General features: G+C 64.2%; 17 protein-coding genes and 1 tRNA gene. 13 read left to right on the top strand and 5 right to left on the bottom strand.

The annotated features are described in order from the left end of the window. Positions 1-29: 29 nt before the first annotated feature. Together queG and XH89_RS00645 are read right to left on the bottom strand one after the other, a co-directional pair. A complete protein-coding gene (gene queG / locus XH89_RS00650) occupies positions 30-1,178 on the bottom strand; it encodes a tRNA epoxyqueuosine(34) reductase QueG (protein WP_246767709.1) in 1,149 nt (382 codons plus the stop codon). Between the two features lie 118 nt (positions 1,179-1,296). Continuing rightward, the gene (locus tag XH89_RS00645; protein ID WP_194465237.1) at positions 1,297-1,989 is read right to left on the bottom strand and encodes a glutathione S-transferase family protein; all 693 of its coding nucleotides are present in this window, start codon (positions 1,987-1,989) and stop codon (positions 1,297-1,299) included. Positions 1,990-2,158: 169 nt separating this feature from the next. On the opposite strand from XH89_RS00645, the gene XH89_RS00640 reads away from it, so the two are divergent. The 3 genes from XH89_RS00640 to XH89_RS00630 all read left to right on the top strand — a co-directional run bounded on the left by XH89_RS00640 (position 2,159) and on the right by XH89_RS00630 (position 5,206). After that, positions 2,159-2,965 carry an undecaprenyl-diphosphate phosphatase gene (locus XH89_RS00640; RefSeq protein WP_194465236.1) on the top strand — a complete coding sequence of 269 codons (807 nt, stop codon included), beginning with the start codon at positions 2,159-2,161 and terminating at the stop codon, positions 2,963-2,965. A 172-nt stretch (positions 2,966-3,137) separates the two neighbouring features. Then, positions 3,138-4,469 (top strand): FAD-binding oxidoreductase, encoded by a 1,332-nt coding sequence (locus tag XH89_RS00635; RefSeq protein ID WP_194465235.1) that lies wholly within the window; start codon positions 3,138-3,140, stop codon positions 4,467-4,469. After that, on the top strand, positions 4,466-5,206 hold the full coding sequence (locus XH89_RS00630) for an SDR family oxidoreductase (protein ID WP_194465234.1): 741 nt from the start codon (positions 4,466-4,468) through the stop codon (positions 5,204-5,206). Before XH89_RS00635 ends, XH89_RS00630 begins: the two co-directional genes overlap by 4 nt. A 169-nt stretch (positions 5,207-5,375) precedes the next feature. On the opposite strand, the gene XH89_RS00625 is transcribed toward XH89_RS00630, so the two are convergent. Then, positions 5,376-6,341, bottom strand: coding sequence for a complex I NDUFA9 subunit family protein (locus XH89_RS00625; protein WP_194465233.1), 966 nt, complete (start codon positions 6,339-6,341; stop codon positions 5,376-5,378). Positions 6,342-6,479: 138 nt separating this feature from the next. On the opposite strand from XH89_RS00625, the gene XH89_RS00620 reads away from it, so the two are divergent. Next, a tRNA-Leu gene (locus tag XH89_RS00620) sits at positions 6,480-6,566 on the top strand. A gap of 166 nt (positions 6,567-6,732) precedes the next feature. Here the strand turns inward: XH89_RS00620 and XH89_RS00615 are convergent. Beyond that, a complete protein-coding gene (locus XH89_RS00615) occupies positions 6,733-7,740 on the bottom strand; it encodes a GlxA family transcriptional regulator (protein ID WP_210345236.1) in 1,008 nt (335 codons plus the stop codon). Positions 7,741-7,807: 67 nt separating this feature from the next. Between XH89_RS00615 and XH89_RS00610 the strand changes: the two genes are divergently transcribed. Next, a complete protein-coding gene (locus XH89_RS00610; RefSeq protein ID WP_194465231.1) occupies positions 7,808-8,134 on the top strand; it encodes an NIPSNAP family protein in 327 nt (108 codons plus the stop codon). A 65-nt stretch (positions 8,135-8,199) separates the two neighbouring features. Here the strand turns inward: XH89_RS00610 and XH89_RS00605 are convergent, their stop codons facing one another. Next, positions 8,200-9,471 carry an MFS transporter gene (locus tag XH89_RS00605; protein ID WP_194465230.1) on the bottom strand — a complete coding sequence of 424 codons (1,272 nt, stop codon included), beginning with the start codon at positions 9,469-9,471 and terminating at the stop codon, positions 8,200-8,202. Between the two features lie 255 nt (positions 9,472-9,726). On the opposite strand from XH89_RS00605, the gene XH89_RS00600 reads away from it, so the two are divergent. The 8 genes from XH89_RS00600 (at position 9,727) to ptsN (ending at position 17,769) form a co-directional block, all read left to right on the top strand. Beyond that, positions 9,727-11,052 (top strand): UbiA family prenyltransferase, encoded by a 1,326-nt coding sequence (locus XH89_RS00600; RefSeq protein WP_194465229.1) that lies wholly within the window; start codon positions 9,727-9,729, stop codon positions 11,050-11,052. Between the two features lie 98 nt (positions 11,053-11,150). Continuing rightward, on the top strand, positions 11,151-11,765 hold the full coding sequence (locus tag XH89_RS00595; protein WP_194465228.1) for a ribonuclease D: 615 nt from the start codon (positions 11,151-11,153) through the stop codon (positions 11,763-11,765). A 208-nt stretch (positions 11,766-11,973) separates the two neighbouring features. Further along, positions 11,974-12,696: an LPS export ABC transporter periplasmic protein LptC gene (lptC, locus tag XH89_RS00590; RefSeq protein WP_194465227.1), complete on the top strand. Its 723-nt coding sequence runs from the start codon at positions 11,974-11,976 to the stop codon at positions 12,694-12,696. A 5-nt stretch (positions 12,697-12,701) separates the two neighbouring features. Continuing rightward, the gene (locus tag XH89_RS00585; RefSeq protein ID WP_194465226.1) at positions 12,702-13,427 is read left to right on the top strand and encodes an LptA/OstA family protein; all 726 of its coding nucleotides are present in this window, start codon (positions 12,702-12,704) and stop codon (positions 13,425-13,427) included. 237 nt (positions 13,428-13,664) lie between these two features. Continuing rightward, a complete protein-coding gene (gene lptB, locus XH89_RS00580; protein WP_194465225.1) occupies positions 13,665-14,678 on the top strand; it encodes an LPS export ABC transporter ATP-binding protein in 1,014 nt (337 codons plus the stop codon). A 90-nt stretch (positions 14,679-14,768) separates the two neighbouring features. Continuing rightward, positions 14,769-16,400, top strand: a complete 1,632-nt coding sequence (rpoN, locus tag XH89_RS00575; RefSeq protein ID WP_194465224.1) for an RNA polymerase factor sigma-54 — start codon at positions 14,769-14,771, stop codon at positions 16,398-16,400. An 84-nt stretch (positions 16,401-16,484) separates the two neighbouring features. Next, positions 16,485-17,084 (top strand): ribosome hibernation-promoting factor, HPF/YfiA family, encoded by a 600-nt coding sequence (gene hpf, locus XH89_RS00570; protein ID WP_194465223.1) that lies wholly within the window; start codon positions 16,485-16,487, stop codon positions 17,082-17,084. Positions 17,085-17,307: 223 nt separating this feature from the next. Next, positions 17,308-17,769, top strand: a complete 462-nt coding sequence (ptsN, locus tag XH89_RS00565) for a PTS IIA-like nitrogen regulatory protein PtsN (RefSeq protein WP_194465222.1) — start codon at positions 17,308-17,310, stop codon at positions 17,767-17,769. Positions 17,770-17,885 lie beyond the last annotated feature (116 nt).

Below are 17,885 nucleotides of genomic sequence, written 5' to 3'. Positions count from 1 at the left end.
CTTCGAGACGTGCGCTTAGGGCGCGCTCCTCAGGATGAGGGCCACAGAACGGTTTGCCACTCCTCGCGCACGCTCTCGTCGTGCTCGTTGCTCGCCGCGGCGGACTTGATCGCCTCGAACTCATCCCGCGACACCAACTGCCCCAGCGCCCACACCGCGGCTCCACGCACCAGCGGGCTTGCGTCCTCAAGCAATCGCCGCGCCTCCTCTGCCAGCGCCGCATCACCTGAATTGCCGATCGCGATCAGCACATTGCGCAAGAACCGGTCACGGCCGATCCGCTTCACCGGCGACTTCGTGAACAGTGCGCGAAACGCGGCGTCATCGAGCCGTGAAAGCTCGGCAAGGCTCGGCGCACGCAATTCATTACGCGCGGCGAGCTTGGCCTCGCGTCCCTCTTGCGCGAACTTGTTCCAGGGGCAGGCCGCGAGACAATCGTCGCAGCCATAGATGCGGTTGCCGATGGCTTTGCGAAACTCTTGCGGGATCGGCCCCTTGTTCTCGATGGTGAGATAGGAGATGCAGCGTCGCGCATCGAGCCTGTAGGGTGCGGGAAACGCCGAGGTCGGGCAAATGTCCAGGCACGCCTGGCACGAGCCGCAATGATCGATCTCGGCATCATCGCGCGGCAGATCGAGCGTGGTGTAGATCGCCCCGAGAAACAGCCATGAGCCGAATTCGCGCGAGACCAGATTGGTGTGCTTGCCCTGCCAGCCCAGATGCGCGGCCTGCGCGAGCGGCTTCTCCATCACTGCGGCGGTGTCGACGAACACCTTCACCTCCGACGGCGCGGCCGCCACCAGCCAGCGCGCCAGCGCTTTCAGCCGTTTCTTGATGAGGTCGTGATAGTCGTCGCCCTGCGCATAGACCGAGATCGCGGCGCGTGTGCGCTGCTTGAGGATCGCGAGCGGGTCCTGGTCGGGACCGTAATTGACGCCGAGCATGATGACGCTGCGCACGTCGGCCCACAGTCCGCGCGGATCGACGCGCCGCTCCGGCTGGTTCGCGAGCCAGTCCATGTCGCCATGGCCGCCGGAGGCGAGGAATTCGAGGAAGTGGTGTCCGGCGCTTTCGATCGTGCCGGGCTCGGTGATGCCGATACAGTCGAAGCCGAGCGCGCGCGCTTCGCGCGTCAGCGCGTTCCGAAGCTCATCAATGACGATGCTGGACTTAGTCACCGATGCATCCACACTCGTCATGGCCGGGCTTGTCCCGGCCATCCACGTTCTTGCTTAGCATTCAAGGAAATAGAAAGTACGTGGATGCCCGGGACAAGCCCGGGCATGACGGCGCGGGCTAGAAATCCAGGTCCACGTAGGTCCGCGACGCCGGCACGCCCGCCAGCCATTCGCTCAGCAGCGGACGGAACGACGGGCGGGATTTCACCCGCGCGTACCACGCCTTTGCCGCGTCGTCCTCGCTCCATGGCACGTCGCCCAGATAGTCGATCGCCGACAGATGCGCCGCGGCGGCGAGATCCGCGTAGGTGAGCCGGTCGCCGGCGAGGAAATTGCGTGTCTGCGCCAGCCAGCCGATATAGGCGAGATGATAGCGCACGTTGGCCTTGGCGGCGCGCATCACGTCGGGCGAGGGCGGTCCGCCGCCATTGTCCTCGCTCATGAAGCGCTTGTAGATGCGCTCGGTGACGAGCGGGTGCGAGACCTCCTCGAAGAACTTTTCGTTGAACCAGCCCATCAGCCGGCGCACCTCGACGCGCTCGGCGATTGTCTCCGGCATCAGGCGCTTGGGGCCCATCTCGGCGCCGTAGGCCTCATCGATATATTCGGCGATGATGGCCCCGCCCGGGATTGGCGGCTGTTCGTCGTCCACCAGAACAGGCGTCGTGCCGGCGGCGTTGAGCAGCAGAAATGCCTCGCGTCGTTCCCAGCTGCGTTCCTCGACCAGCTTCAGTTCGAGCCCGTATTCGCCCGCGATCAGACGAATGAAGCGCGAATGCGGACAGAACGGATGATGAAACAGCGTAAACATGAAGCCTTTGACTATTTGATGGTGCTTAAGAATCCATCAATGTTTGTGCGGCGCCACACTAGTTCTTCAAAACCGCGAGGCAAGGGCACGATGGCGCATTTTGCGATTGCGGCATGGGGGCGAATAGGCGAGAAGAGCCCCGCTTTTCCAGCGGAAATGGACCGTAAATATGTCAGATACAATACGGGCAGTGATCCTCGGCATCATCGAGGGTGTGACCGAGTTCCTTCCCGTGTCCTCGACCGGACATCTCCTGCTCGCGGAACGCTTCTTCGGCCTCGGCGAGGGCGCGTTCTGGGATTCGTTTACGGTTCTGATCCAGTTAGGTGCGATCCTCGCGATCGTCGGGCTCTACTTCAAGAAGCTGTGGGATGTCGCGATCGGCATGTTCACGGGCGATGCCTATGCGCGCCGCTTCGTGATCGGCGTGCTGGTTGCGTTCCTGCCCGCTGTCGTCGTCGGCCTCATCGCCGGCAAATACATCAAGAGCGTGCTGTTCAATCCCTGGGTCGTCTGTTTCACGCTGATCGTCGGCGGCGCCATTCTGCTCTGGATCGACCGGCTCGATCTCAAGCCGCGCGAGCATGACGCCACCAAGTTTCCGCTGCTGACGTATCTCTATATCGGTATCGCGCAGTGCGTGGCGATGATTCCGGGCGTATCGCGCTCCGGTGCCAGCATCGTTGCCGCCATGCTTCTGGGCGCGGACAAGCGCGCGGCGGCGGAGTTCTCGTTCTTCCTCGCCATCCCCACCATGATCGGGGCGTTCGCTTACGACTTCTATAAAAGTCGCGCCGAGATGACGATGGACCACATTGGCATCGTCGCGATCGGTTTCGTGGTGTCGTTCATCACCGCCATCATCGTGGTGAAGACGTTCCTGGAATACGTCACCCGTCACGGCTTTGCGGTGTTCGCCTGGTGGCGCGTCATCGTCGGCACCCTCGGCCTGATCGCGCTGGCGCTGGGGCGTTAACCCTCGGGCCCCAACACCGATGGAAGTGTTCCTGTTTCACCTCTCCCCGCCGGGGAGAGGTGGACACCGGCGCTGCTGCCGCAAAACTCACTGACGCGCCTCAACGCAATATCAGCTTTTGGCCGCTAGGCAGGTTCCGAAAGCGGGGCTGGCCCGCGGACGGAGCTGAACGATGACGTCAGTCAGCGGCTGGGGGCGCTTCCCGGTCGTCGATAGCGAAGTGCTGCGGCCGCGGTCGTTCGGGGCCGTGGACGCGGCTGTCGTCGCCGGCTCGGTCGCCCGGGGCAACGGCCGTGCCTATGGCGATGCCGCGATCGGCGCTGCCAGGACCATCGCGATGACCGGGTTCGACCGGATCAGGTCGTTCGATCCGGCGACCGGGCGCATTCGTCTCGAGGCCGGTGTGCTGCTGTCGGACCTGATCGACACCTTCGGCCCGCAGGGCTTCCTGCCTTTCGTTGTTCCCGGCACGCGCTTCGTCTCGGTCGGCGGCGCCATCGCTGCGGACGTTCACGGCAAGAACCATCATGGCGAGGGTGGCTTTGGCCGCTATGTCGACAGCATTCTGCTGCGGACCGGGGCGGGCGAGACCATCGAAGTCTCGCGCGAGCAAAATTCCGATGCGTTCTTCGCGACCGTCGGCGGCATGGGCCTCACCGGCGTGATCCTGGATGCCGCGATGCGGCTGCGTCGTGTCGAGACCGGCTGGATCCGCGAGCGCGTCGTCTCCGCCTCCGATCTCGACGCCGCCATGCGCGCGCTCGAGGCCGGCAATTCCGCGACCTATTCGGTGGCGTGGATCGATTGCGCGGCGCGCGGGCGCGACCTCGGTCGCTCGCTGATCTATCTCGGTGAGCACGCGCGCGCCGACGAGCTTGCCGAACGGGCCGATCGATTTCCCGTCGGCAAGAAGCCGGGTCTCACGGTACCCGTCGACCTGCCGTCGATGACGCTCAACCGCTACAGCATCCGCGCCTTCAACGAGCTCTACTACCGCATGGGCGCGCGGCGCGCCGGCGCCGATCATGTGGTCTCGCTCTATCCCTATTTCTTTCCGCTCGACAGCATCAACGAGTGGAATCGCATCTATGGACGACGCGGCTTCCTGCAGCATCAATGCGTGATCCCGGAAGCCGGCGCGCGCGAGGTGCTGGGCGAGATCCTCGAGCGCGTCGCAAAGCGCGGCGATGCGTCGTTCCTCGCGGTGCTCAAGAAGCTCGGTTACGGCGACGGTCTGCTGTCGTTTCCGCAGCCTGGCTATACGCTGGCGCTGGATTTCCCTGTCAAGGGCGACATCCTGAACTTCCTCGAGGAGATCGATCGCATCGTCGTTGCCGCCGGCGGCCGGCTCTATCTCGCCAAGGACGCAAGGCAGTCGCGCGCGACCTTCGAGGCCGGCTATCCCGCGCTGTCGCGCTTCAAGGCGATCCGCAGATCGCTCGATCCCGCCTGCAACATCCGTTCGAAACTTTCACAGCGCCTGTTCGATGAGGTCAAGCCGTGACGTCACGCAAATCCGTTCTGGTGCTCGGTGGCTCCTCCGATATCGGCCGCGCCGCAGCGCGCGCCTTTGCCAAGGCGGGATACGATGTCGCCCTCGCCGGCCGCGATGTCGCCGCGCTCGAGCCTGACGCGGCGGATTTGCGCGCGCGCTACAATATCGAAGCGAGCACACGGACCTTTGACGTGCTCGACACCGCGTCTTTTGACGGCTTTGTCGCCGGCCTTCCCGCTTTGCCTGATGTCGTCATCTCGATCGTCGGCCTCCTCGGCGTGCAGCAAGACGCCGAGAGCGATCTCGCCCACGCCACCACGATCATGCGCTCGAACTACGAGGGTCCGGCGTTGATCCTCGGCCTGTTCGCGGAGAAGTTTCTGGCGCGAGGGAGCGGCACGATCGTCGGCGTTTCATCCGTCGCCGGTGATCGCGGCCGCGCCTCGAACTATGTCTATGGCTCGGCGAAAGCAGGCTTCTCCGCTTTCCTGTCGGGCCTGCGCGCCCGCACCAGCCGCGGCGGCGTGCACGTCGTCACCGTCAAGCCCGGCTTCGTTCGCACCAGGATGACGGAAGGCCTGAAATTGATCGGCCCCCTCACCGTCGAGGCGCCTGTTGTCGGCGATGCGATCCTCAATGCCGTCGAGAAGAAGATCGATGTGATCTACGTCAGCGGAAAATGGCGTCTGGTGATGTTCATCATCAAGACGCTGCCGGAGGCGTTGTTCAAGAAGCTGAAGTTTTGAGCGTTGGTGGGGCGCACCAGTCTTCGCCGCGCGATCGGTGCGCTCCCTCCCCCGCTTGCGGGGGAGGGTTGGGGAGAGGGTGTCTCCCCAAAGAGATTTCCCCAAGAGGACAGAGCCCTCACCCGCCGCTACGCGGCGACCTCTCCCGCAAGCGGGAGAGGTGAACACATCACGCGCTCTTGCGCTGGAACTGACCCTGCGGGCGGAAGCGCCAGAGATATTGCGGGGCGATCGCTTCCAGCGAATCGGGCGTGATGCCGAGGCCTTCCAGGGTCAGCCCCGCAGCCTTGGCCGTATCAGACACGACATTGTCGCGCTCGAGCAGCGTCACCTGGTCCGGCGTCAGCTTGAACGCGCCCGGGGCGAATTGCAGGAAGGCGGCCTGGAGGCGGGCGAGGCCGAACGATAGCGGAATCAGCATCCGCTCGCGGTCGGTGATTTCGAGGATCGCCTCGATGATCTCGCGCATGGTCAGCACTTCCGGCCCGCCGAGCTCGTAAGTCGCGCCCGCCTTGGCCTTGCCGTCGACGGCATCGGCAATCGCGGTGGCGACGTCGCCGACATAGACCGGCTGCATCCGGGTACTCCCGCCGATCAGCGGCAGCACCGGCGACATCCGGGCCAGGGCCGCAAAGCGGTTGGTGAACTGGTCCTCGGGGCCGAACATCACGGAGGGGCGGACAATCGTGGCCGACGGCACCGCAGCCGTCGCCGCCGCCTCGCCGGCCGCCTTGGCCCTGGCATAGTGCGAGGGCGATTCGGCATCGGCGCCGATCGCCGAGACGTGCACCAGGCTGGCGCCGACGGCGGCGGCCGCCTTGGCGACGGTCTCGGCGCCCTTGGCCTGGACCGCGTCGAAGGTCTGGGCGCCGCCCTCAGTGAGGATGCCGACCAGGTTGATCACGACATGCGAATCACGCACCGCCGCCTCGACCGAGGCCGGATAGCGCAGATTGGCCTGGATGGTGTGGACCTGGCCGACCTTGCCCGAGGGCTGGAGGTATCCGGCTAGTTCCGGCCGCCGCACCGCGACGCGGACGCGGTAGTCCCGCCGGCACAGCGCGCGGACGACATTCCGGCCCAAAAAGCCCGATCCCCCGAAAACCGTGACGAGCGTTTCCAGATTCGATGCCATGGCTGCGTTCCTGCGGAAGAGGTGCGTGATATCAGGCTTCTAACGGCCCGGTTTGCATTGCGCAATCGGCATCCAGAACCATGAATTGACAACGGCGTCACCGAACCGTAGTAACCGCCTCCGTGCCCCAAACGGCATGCCCAGGTGGTGGAATTGGTAGACGCGCTGGCTTCAGGTGCCAGTGGCTTAACGGCCGTGAAGGTTCGAGTCCTTTCCTGGGCACCACCCCCAACCCAAGTGGTTGAAATCGCTCATCTGCAGCGAAGAATTATCGAACGGCCCACCTCGAAAGATACCGACTCCTCGTTCTACAGCTTCACGACGCGGACACCCCTCGACTTCCCGGAGTCGAGATTCATTCACGTGGTCCGGTTAGCAGCACAACACCCGGCTATCCGATGTCGCGTAATGTACGCGAGGTCAGACCGTAGAATTTCAGATGAACCCGATTCATCTGCTCGACTGATCCGAAGCCGCACCTGGCCGCAACCGTCTTAAGCGGCAATGTCGAGGTCCGAAGATAGTGACGTGCCGTATCGGCACGAAGCCGTTTGACGGTCTCGGCGGGCGGCACGCCGATCAACGTTCGATATTTGCGTGCGAATGTCCGCTCGCTCATGCCCGCCTTAGCCGCAAGCTCGGGAACGCTGAGGTCGCGGCTGATATTGCCCAGGATCCACTGGTGCAGCTCCCCAAAGGCTCCCGCTTTGTCAGGGTCAATGGTCTCGATGAATTCGCTGAATTGCGACTGGTTGCCTGGTCGCTTGACGTAGAGGACCATCCACTTGGCCGTGACTGCGGCGGCTGCTTCACCGTGATCGTCAGCGACGAGCGCAAGGGCGAGGTCGATGCCGGCGCTTATCCCTGCGGAACTCCAGATTTTGCCGTCGCGCACATAGATGGCATCGCGGTCGACCGTGACATCGCGGAAGTTCCGTTGGAGATTGTCGCACTCGACCCAATGCGTTGTTGCTCGCTTGCCCGCAAGCAACCCGGCCCGTGCAAGCAGGAGTGCACCGTTGCAGACGGAGCAGATCCGCTCCGCCTCGTCCATGTGGCTCCGCAACCAGTCGATCAGAAGGCGATCGCGCGACGCCGCTCCGACGCCCTTTCCTCCAACCACCATGACCGTCGTTCCGGGCATCAACGTGGACGGCAAAGGCTCGGCATTGATCGCCAGCGACAAGGAGCCCTGTACCCTGTTGGGACCGGACGACACGACCGAGACCCGGTAATCGATCGGCAGCCCTGTTGTGGAATCCCGCGCATGTTCGCTCGCCGAAAGGAACACCTGCATCGGGCCGGCGAGATCGAGCACCTGGAAGCCCTCAAAGGCCACAAAGACAATATGCCGAGGAATTGCCGAGGCCGGTGTGAGCATTGGCAGAAAATACGACAAGTTTGGCAAATATGCCAATCGTAACAGGCGTAACTCGGACAAGGTTTGAACCAGGCGAGGACGACAGATGATCTACGAGTTGCGCACCTATCGCACCCTTCCGGACCGGATGCCGGCACTGCTGAAGCGCTTTGAAACGCGGACACTGAAGATTTGGGAGCGATTGGGCATTCGCCAGCTTGGCTTTTGGCGGACCACGGTCGGACCGTCACACCTTGATCTCGTCTACATCCTTGTCTGGGACTCGCTCGCGGAGCGGGAGCGTCGTTGGAATGCCTTCGCAGCAGATCCCGAATGGCTGGAGGCAGCCGCGGCCTCGGAGGTCGACGGGCCAATCCTCGCGAATATCACGAGCTCTTTCATGAGCCCAACAAGCTTCTCGGCCCTGCAATAAGACAGGCCTCGAGGATTTCCTGGGCGGGGCGGCGATATCGACTCGCCGCCGAGAGGGTCTCGCCCTCAGACGACGCTCTTCCCCGTCCGCGCCGCCACCCCCTTCTGCACAAAGTACATCGCCACCAGCGTGACGATCGTGGTGGTGACGACGACGTAGCCGATCCGCTCGAAATGCAGCAGCGAGCCGTCCGCTTGCTGCGAGATGATCGCGGCCGCGAGCACCGAGCCGATGCCGCCGGAGAGCTGCTGCAGCGAGGCGCTGATGGCGCTGAACGAGCCGCGCTGGGTGGGATCGGGGATCGCCGACATGATCGCCTGCGACGGGATCATGCGCGAGAAGATGCCGACGAACAGCAGCACGTTGACGGTGATCGCGGTCACCAGCGAGACGTGGCCGAGATGGGTGTAGATCAGCACCATGAGCACGGTCATGGCGCAGCCGAACATGAAGGTCGGATATTTGCCGAATGTGTCGCTGGCGCGGCCGACCAGTGGCCCCGTGACGATGCTGAACAGGCCGGAGACCAGATAGATCGTCGGCAGGTTCACGATGTCGATGCCGATATTGTTCACGGTGAAGGCGCTTGAGTACGGCATCAGCATGTAGCCGCCGGTCGCCAGCAAGGTCGTGACCGCGAAGGCGAGCGTATAGCGCGGCTCCAACACGGTCGCGACCAGGTGGTGGAACGGGTTTCGGTCCTGCTTCAGCTTCAAATGCGCGTCGACCGGCTCCATGGCGAAGGCGATGATGGCGATGGTCACGATCGCGAGGCCAACGATCGCGGCGAAACAGACATGCCAGTTCCAGTGATTGGCGAGGAATAGTCCGGCCGGGACGCCGAGCACCTGGCTCGCGGCAAAGGCGGTCTGGACGAAACCCATCACGCGGCCGCGCAAATGCAGCGGAAACAGGTCGGTGACGATGGCCAGCACGATCGAGCCGATCACGCCGCCGAACAATCCGGTCACGACGCGGCCGAGCAGCAGCACATGATAATCCTGCGCGATCGCGCAGAGCGCCGTGCCGAGCGTGAAGCCGATATAGAAGAACAGCAGCAGCCGCTTGCGGTCGAACCGGTCGGCAAAGCCGGCGGCGAGGATGCCCGACAATCCCGCACTGAAGGCATAGGCCGACACCGCGACGCCGAATTGTCCGGCCGTGATGTTGAGCGATGGCATCATGATGGCGCCGAGCGGCGACATGATGATGAAGTCGAGAATGATGGTGAACTGCGCGAATGCGAGCAGCGCCACGAGAAGCGACTGATAGCGCGTAAAGCCGCGCTGGCGTTCCTGCTGATCGTCGATCGGTGCGGCGAGCGTCTGGTCTGTCATGGCACCTGAGGCGTGATGAGAAGCTGGCCTCAGATAGGGTGGATCGGAGCGATTTCCACCGCCGCGTGCATCAAGTTCCGCTGGTATATCGCGACCGCGAGGAATTGTGGGATCCCTGCAACAGCTTGGCGGCGGGCCGGCTTCCAGTCGGGTTAAGCCGCCCTTAGCCAATGCCGCCTAGGCTCGCGGCCGTCCTTTTCCGCCATCCGGCCAGCCCATTGGGCGGCCTGTTGCGATCAGTCAGAGCGTTTTCGGATGGAGCAGCCCGTCAGGCAGGTCGATCGGAGTGAGGCCGCGCCGGGTTCTGCCCCGGCGCCGGCCCGCACCCTCGTCATCGATCTCGAAGGCGCGCTGCTGCGCTCCGAGCTGCTTATGGAAGCGCTGTTCTCTGCCCCTGCCCGCCTGCTGGCCCGCTTCGGCGCCGGCGGACGCGCCGGCATGGCGGCGCTCACGGACGTCCTGGCGCGCGCCGAACTCGACTATGCCCACCTGCCCTACGATGCCGACGTGCTGAACCAGGCGCTCGCAGCGCGCGCGCGCGGCGCCAGGATCTTTCTGGTCGCGGACCGCTTCGCCGACCATGCCGCCGGCATCGCCGCGTATCTCGGCTTCGACGGCGTGGTGACTTCGGCCAGCCTTGCCGCTAGTGATCATCTGCCGTTCGATCGCGCATCGATCGAGCGCATCGACAGCGTCAGCCGCACCCGCGCGAGCCTGAAGACCTGGGCGAAGGCGCTGCGGGTCTATCAATACGCCAAGAACACGCTGCTGTTCGTGCCCGTGATCACCGCGCACCAGATGAATTTGGCGACGCTCGGTGCGACGCTGCTGGCATTCCTGGCGTTCTCGGCCTGTGCGTCGGGCGCCTATCTGATGAACGATCTGCTCGATCTCGCCGCCGATCGTCAGCACCCGACCAAGCGCCATCGCGCGCTTGCGGCCGGCGACTTGCCGATCTCGTCGGCGCTGTCGGCGATCCCTGCGCTGTGGGGCTTCGCGCTGGTCGCCAGTCTCTGCATCTCGCCGCTGTTTCTTGGTGTGCTCACCGCCTATCTCGCCACCACCATCGCCTATTCGCTCGCGCTCAAGCGCAAGATGCTGGTCGACGTCGTCACGCTCGCCGGTCTGTATTCCTTGCGCATCGTTGCCGGCGCCGTCGCGGCTGGCGTGGTGCTGTCGGAATGGCTGATGGTGTTCTCGCTGTTCGTGTTCACCTCGCTCGCGCTGATCAAGCGCTTCAGCGAGCTCAGCATGCGTCAGGGCGAGGGCCTTGCCGATCCCTCCAACCGCGACTACCGCATCAGCGATCTCCACATCATCGCTGCGATGGCCGCGGCGAGCGCCATGAATGCGGTGACGGTGTTCGCGCTCTACGTCTCCTCCTCCGCGGTGACGCCGCTCTACAGCCGCCCCTGGATGCTCTGGCTGCTCGCGCCGCTGCTGCTCTACTGGTTCGGCCGGGCCCTGATGATCGCGCATCGCCGCGAGATGCCCGATGACCCCATCATCTACGCCTTCCGGGATGGCGCGAGTCGCTTAACCGTGGCGGCGATGGTCTGCATCATGCTGGCGGCGATCTGAGGCCGCTTGCGCAGGGCCCCCCTAGTGGCTAAATCGCGGACCATCCGATTGGCCTATGATGCCGACGCGACCGATTCGACCCGAGGTTTTGAAACGCCATGACCGTACGCCTGCATCGCGGCGACCTGCCTGATCTCTCCCGCTATACCGGCGCGGTGGCGATCGACACCGAGACCATGGGTCTGAACCCGCACCGCGACCGGCTCTGCGTGGTCCAGCTCTCGCCGGGCGACGGGAGCGCCGACGTGGTCCAGATCCCCAAGGGGCATACCGACGCGCCGAACCTGAAGGCCCTGCTGGCCAATCCGGCCAACACCAAGATCTTCCATTTCGCCCGGTTCGACGTCGCGGTGCTGTACCAGACCTTCGGCGTGATGACCGGGCCGATCTACTGCACCAAGATCGCCTCCCGCCTGACCCGCACCTATACCGATCGCCACGGCCTCAAGGACCTCGTCCGCGAGGTCCTCAATGTCGACCTCTCCAAGCAGCAGCAATCCAGCGACTGGGGCTCCGACAGCCTGACCGAGCCGCAGCTGGCCTACGCCGCCTCCGACGTGCTGCATCTGCATGCCTTGCGCGAGCGGCTCGACACGATGCTGGTCCGGGAGGGCCGCACCGCGCTCGCCAAGGCCTGTTTCGACTTCCTGCCGACCCGCGCCCTGCTCGACCTGCAGGGCTGGGAGGAAGAGGACATTTTCGCGCATTCCTAGAGCATGATCCGGAAAAGTGTGCGGCGGTTTTCCGAAAAGATCATGCTCAAACAATAACTAAAGACCCGGTCAGGGGCGACCAGGCTCGGGCAACCGCCCCGTTTCGGACACTTTCCTGCGGCCTGTCCAAGGCTGCACATTCGGGCGCTGCCGGGTACAATGGCGCGGCCTTTATCAGGACAAGGCGAGCGACACCTCAGGAGCCCAGGTGAATTCGGCCCAGAATCCCACCTACGACGCCGCGCTTGCGGCGAAGTTTGCCAGCGCGGCGCGCCACAGCCGCCTGGTGCGGATTCTACGCATCGCCGTGCCGGTGACGGTGGTTCTGGCCATGGCCTCGCTGGTCGCGATCTCGACCTTCCTCAACCCCTTCACCATGATCCCGATCAAGGTCGATTCCGGAAACCTCGTGGTGACAGGCACCAAGATCACGATGGAATCGCCGCACCTCTCGGGCTTCACGCCGGACCAGCGGCCCTACGAGCTCTGGGCCAAGACCGCGACGCAGGACATCACCGACCCTGACCATGTCGATCTCGCCGATCTGCGTGCGAAAGTGCTGATGGAAGACCAGTCGACCGTGTTCCTCGATGCCCGCACCGGCCGCTTCGACAACAAGCAGCAGCAGCTCGATTTGCACAAGGACGTCTTCGTGCGCACCTCGACCGGCTACGAGGCGCGGCTGAACTCGGCCTTCGTCGACATGAACAAGGGCACGGTCTCCTCGGACGAGCATGTCGACGTCAAGCTGACCAACGGCACGCTCACCGCCGACCGTCTGCGCATCACGGAGGGCGGCGACGTCATTCGTTTCGAAGGCAATGTGGTGATGCATCTGGACAAGCTGGACGACCCGGCCGTCCAGCCAGCGCCCGCCGAGCAGCCGGCACCGCCGCCGGCGAAGAAGAACAAATCTGCGAACTCAAAGTGATTTTCATGATCGGGTTTTTCTCGCGCCACGACAACAAGCGCAGGGCCATCGTCAGCGCAGCCGCGCTTGCCATTGCTGTCTTGATCGCGTCCGGTGAAGGCCGCGCGCAGAGCTCGGCGACTGCGCCCAACAACGCTTTGCAAGGCTTTACGCAGAACCGTGATCAGCCGATCCAGATCGAAGCCGCCACGCTCGAGATGCGCGACAAGAAGAAGGAGGCGACCTTCTCCGGCAATGTGAAGGTCGTCCAGGGCGACACCACCATGACCTCGAAGACGCTGGTGGTGTTCTACGAATCCAATAGCGACAAGCCGGCCGCGCCGCAGGCAGCGCCAGCCAAGGGCGCGAAGGCCGCACCGATGCAATCGGCGACGCCGGGGCCGGGCGGCGCCTCCTCGATCAAGCGGCTGGAAGCGCATGGCAATGTCGTGGTCACCCAGAAGGATCAGGTGGTCACAGGCGAGACCGCCGTGTTCGACACCAAGTCCAACCTCATCACGATGTTCGGCGGCGGCTCGGGCCAGGTGGTCATGACCCAATGCAAGAACGTGATGCGCGGCGATCGGCTCAAGGTCGACATGACGACCGGCGTGTCTCGCGTCGAGTCCGACAGTGGCCGGGTTCAGGTCCTGCTGCCGCAGGGGGGCAAGGATGATTGTGGTCCCGCCGGCACCGGAAAGCCGGCCACGCCCCCTCCGCTGCAATTGCCCGGCCTGACCAAGCAAAAGTAAATTCCAAAAGGAACTTCAACGGCTTGGCTCTGACGCGGCCGATCCGAGGTTGAAGCTTGCGCGACGAGACTGTATCTAGCGCGCAGGGCTTTCGAAGCGGGGTCCGCCGCTTTTCGGGCGTGTTTCACTGGGCATGAGACATCCCTTCATTCATGCTGCGTCGGCGAATCGAACAGGCCGGCGCGGCAGACCGCGCGAGCACCGCGCAGGGTCAGCGTAGAAGGCTAGAAGGCGGGGATGGTCGATCTCTTCAGCATGTTCCGTCGGCGCCCCGCCAAGCGCGGCCGGCCAGGATTTGCCCGTCAGGACATCACCGCGCTCGGTGACAGCGTCGGCAGTCTGGTGGCGAGCCCTGTCAGGGACGCCCCGCCGATCGCCCGCAACCAGCCCATGCAGGCCTCGGATCCCTATGGCGTCGAGGCGCCGCCGCGGCCGCGGCCGGCCCCGGCGCAGCCTCCCAAAGCCAAATCCGATTCCAAGTCCGGTTCCAAGACCAATGGATCGGGCGGACCGCAGCTGCTGCGGCGGCCAGGCTTCCTGGCTGTGCATAGCGTGGAAAAGAGTTTTGGCAGCCGGCAGGTCGTGCGGGGTGTCAGCATCTATGTGCGCCGCGGCGAAGCCGTCGGTCTGCTCGGCCCGAACGGCGCCGGCAAGACCACCGTGTTCTACATGATCACCGGCCTGATCAAGGCCGATCGCGGCGCGATCGAGCTCGACGGCCACGACGTCACCAAGCTGCCGATGTATCAGCGCGCACGGCTCGGCATCGGCTATCTGCCGCAGGAAGCCTCGATCTTCCGCGGCCTCACCGTCGAGCAGAACATCCGCGCCGTGCTCGAAGTGGTCGAGCCCTCGCGCAAGAAGCGGGAGGAGCAGCTCGACTCGCTGCTCGACGAATTCAACATCACGCGCCTCAGAAAATCACCGTCGATCGCGCTGTCCGGTGGTGAGCGCCGCCGCGTCGAGATCGCGCGCGCGCTCGCGACGCGTCCGAACTACATGCTGCTCGATGAGCCCTTCGCGGGCATCGATCCGATCGCGGTCGGCGACATTCAGGACCTCGTCCGCCATCTCACCAATCGTGGCATCGGCGTCCTGATCACCGACCACAATGTGCGCGAGACGCTCGGCCTCACAGATCGCGCCTATATCGTCTATGCCGGTGAAATCCTCACCGAGGGGACCCCGGACGAGATCGTCGCCGATCCCGATGTCCGCCGCCTTTACCTTGGCGAGGAATTCCGCCTCTAGCCCTTTTTTCCGTTTCGTCAAGACGTGTACATCGGGCCGGGACTAGGATAAGCAAGAATCGGACCAATTTTCGGGAACGGTTCTTGTTAGATGGCGCTTTCGCAGAGATTAGAGTTCCGGCAATCGCAGTCGCTGGTCATGACGCCGCAGCTGATGCAGGCGATCAAGCTGCTGCAATTGTCCAATCTCGATCTCACGACCTTCGTGGAGGAGGAACTCGAGCGCAATCCCCTGCTGGAACGGGCCAATGACGAGGCTGGCGGCGAAGCCCCGGCCGAGGCCGCCCAGTTCGGCGACCGGGATGGCGAGGAATCGGGCAGCCAGGGGGACGGTCAGGGCGACGCCGACGGCTTTGGCGGCAATGCCTTCGAGCCCGGCCAGGAAGAATGGATGAGCAAGGATCTCGGCACCCGCGCCGAGATCGAGCAGACCCTGGACACCGGCCTGGACAACGTCTTCTCCGAGGAGCCGGCCGAGGCGGCCGCGCGCAATGCCCAGGACGCCGCGCCGACCACCTACACCGAATGGGGCGGCGGCGCCTCCGGTGACGAGGACTACAATCTCGAAGCCTTCGTCGCCGCGGAAACCACCCTCAGCGACCATCTTGCCGAGCAGCTCTCGGTCGCCTTCACCGGCGCCGCGCAGCGCATGATCGGGCAGTACCTGATCGACCTCGTCGACGAGGCCGGCTATCTGCCACCCGATCTCGGCCAGGCGGCCGAACGTCTTGGCGCAACGCAAAAGGACGTCGAGGACGTTCTTGCCGTGCTGCAAAAATTTGATCCGCCCGGCGTCTGCGCGCGATCTTTGAGCGAATGCCTGGCGATCCAGCTGCGCGAGCTCGACCGCTACGATCCTGCGATGCAGGCGCTTGTCGAGCATCTCGACCTCCTCGCCAAGCGCGACATCGCGTCCTTGCGCAAGCTCTGCGGCGTCGACGACGAGGACATCGCTGACATGATCGGCGAGATCCGAAGGCTCAATCCCAAGCCCGGCATGAAGTTCGGCTCGGCGCGGCTGCAGACCATGGTGCCCGACGTCTATGTCCGCCCGGGTCCGGACGGCGGCTGGCATGTCGAGCTCAACAGCGACACCCTGCCGCGCGTGCTGGTCAACCAGACCTACTATTCCGAGCTGTCGAAGAAGATCGGCAAGGACGGTGACAAGTCCTATTTCACCGACGCGCTGCAGAACGCGACCTGGCTGGTGCGCGCGCTGGACCAGCGCGCCCGTACCATCCTGAAGGTCGCAACCGAGATCGTGCGCCAGCAGGACGGCTTCTTCACCCATGGCGTCGCGCATTTGCGGCCGCTGAATCTGAAGGCGGTGGCCGACGCCATCCAGATGCATGAATCCACGGTGTCGCGCGTCACCGCCAACAAATACATGGCGACGAATCGCGGCACATTCGAGTTGAAATATTTCTTCACGGCCTCGATCGCCTCGGCCGATGGCGGCGAGGCGCATTCAGCCGAAGCGGTACGCCACCACATCAAGCAGCTGATCGATTCGGAAGAGCCCGCGGCGATCCTGTCCGACGACACGATCGTGGAACGGTTACGCGCTTCAGGCATTGATATTGCCCGCCGCACGGTCGCGAAGTACCGCGAAGCCATGCGCATTCCGTCCTCGGTGCAACGCCGTCGCGACAAGCAGAGCGCTCTTGGTAACGTCCTTTCCACCGCAATGTCCGATCGCTCCCGCAACACCGAACCGGCCTGATTGCGCTGGCGCGAAATCGCGCTACTCTCCTCCCCCCACTGCGACCGATCCAAGCTAGGCCAATTGAACCAAGCGAGGCATCACATGACTCTTCGGATTTCGGGCAAGAGCGTTAGCGTCGGCGAGGCCCTCCGCGGCCGCGTGACCGACCGGACCGAAGAGGTCCTTCGCAAATATTTCGACGGCAATTATTCCGGCCACATCACGCTCAGCAAGGACGGCTTCGGCTTCCGCACCGACTGCGCGCTGCATCTGGATTCCGGCATCACGCTGGAAGCCGATTCGAACGCGCAGGACGCCTATGCCAGCGCCGACCAAGCCCTGATCATGATCGAGAAGCGGCTCAAGCGCTACAAGAGCCGGCTCAAGGACCGCTCGGCGCGCAAGGCCCATGTCGCCTCCGCCGCCCTCGCGGCCCTCGATGCCACCAGCTACGTGCTGGAGGCGCCGGGCGAAGGCGAGGACGAGGACGAAGTCACCGGCTACAGCCCGGTGATCATCGCGGAGTCCACGACATCGCTGAAGCAGCTGTCGGTCAGCGAGGCGGTGATGGAACTTGACCTCAGCGGGGCGCCCTGCCTGGTATTCCAGCATGGCTCCTCGGGCCGGGTGAACATCATCTACCGCCGGGCCGACGGCAATGTCGGCTGGATCGACCCGCCGGGCGCCAAAACCGGGGGCTAGGGCTGCGCGGGTGCAACCCCGTATCAACCACAGCCCTTAACAATGACCGGGGCAAAGCCGTACGCGGGAGTTGGCACCGGGATTGCGTTGGAGTAGAAGCGCCCCACATCAGGAACGGGGCTAAGTCCGCCTCCTGCTTCACCTTCTTGACGCCGGTCGGGCTCGCGTCTCGCGAGCCGGCCATTTCGGAACCTGACGGTTTAATTCACCTCGGAACACCTCCATGCCGATTACCGATCTGGTCGCACCCGAGGCGATTCTCCCGGCATTGAAGGTCAATGGCAAGAAACAGGCGCTCCAGGAGCTCGCGGCCAAGGCCGCCGAACTGACCGGCCAGAACGAGCGCGCGGTGTTCGAGGTGCTGCTCCAGCGCGAGAAGCTCGGCACCACTGCGGTCGGCTATGGCGTTGCCATTCCCCACGGCAAGCTGCCCAAGCTGGAAAAGATCTTTGGCCTGTTCGCCCGGCTTGATCGCCCGATCGATTTCGAGGCGATGGACGGCCAGCCGGTCGACCTCGTCTTCCTGCTGCTCGCCCCCGAAGGCGCCGGCGCCGATCACTTGAAGGCGCTCGCCCGCATCGCCCGCCTGCTGCGTGATCAGGACATTGCCAAAAAGCTGCGCGCCTCGCGCGATGCCCAGGCGATCTATTCTGTGCTGGCGCTGCCGCCGGCGACCGCGGCGTAACGCTCCTCACCAAGCCGTCCTGCCAGCGAACGCGTGCCGTTCCAAGCAAGACTTGCGGCGGAGCCGTTCGAGAGGGTAGCTGTCTCCAGCCGGCGACCGATTGCCTGATGGGGGTA

Source organism: Bradyrhizobium sp. CCBAU 53340, assembly GCF_015291645.1.
GTDB lineage: Bacteria > Pseudomonadota > Alphaproteobacteria > Rhizobiales > Xanthobacteraceae > Bradyrhizobium.
The sequence above is the reverse complement of the archived record's forward strand: the minus strand, read 5'-3'. Positions and strand labels throughout refer to the sequence as shown.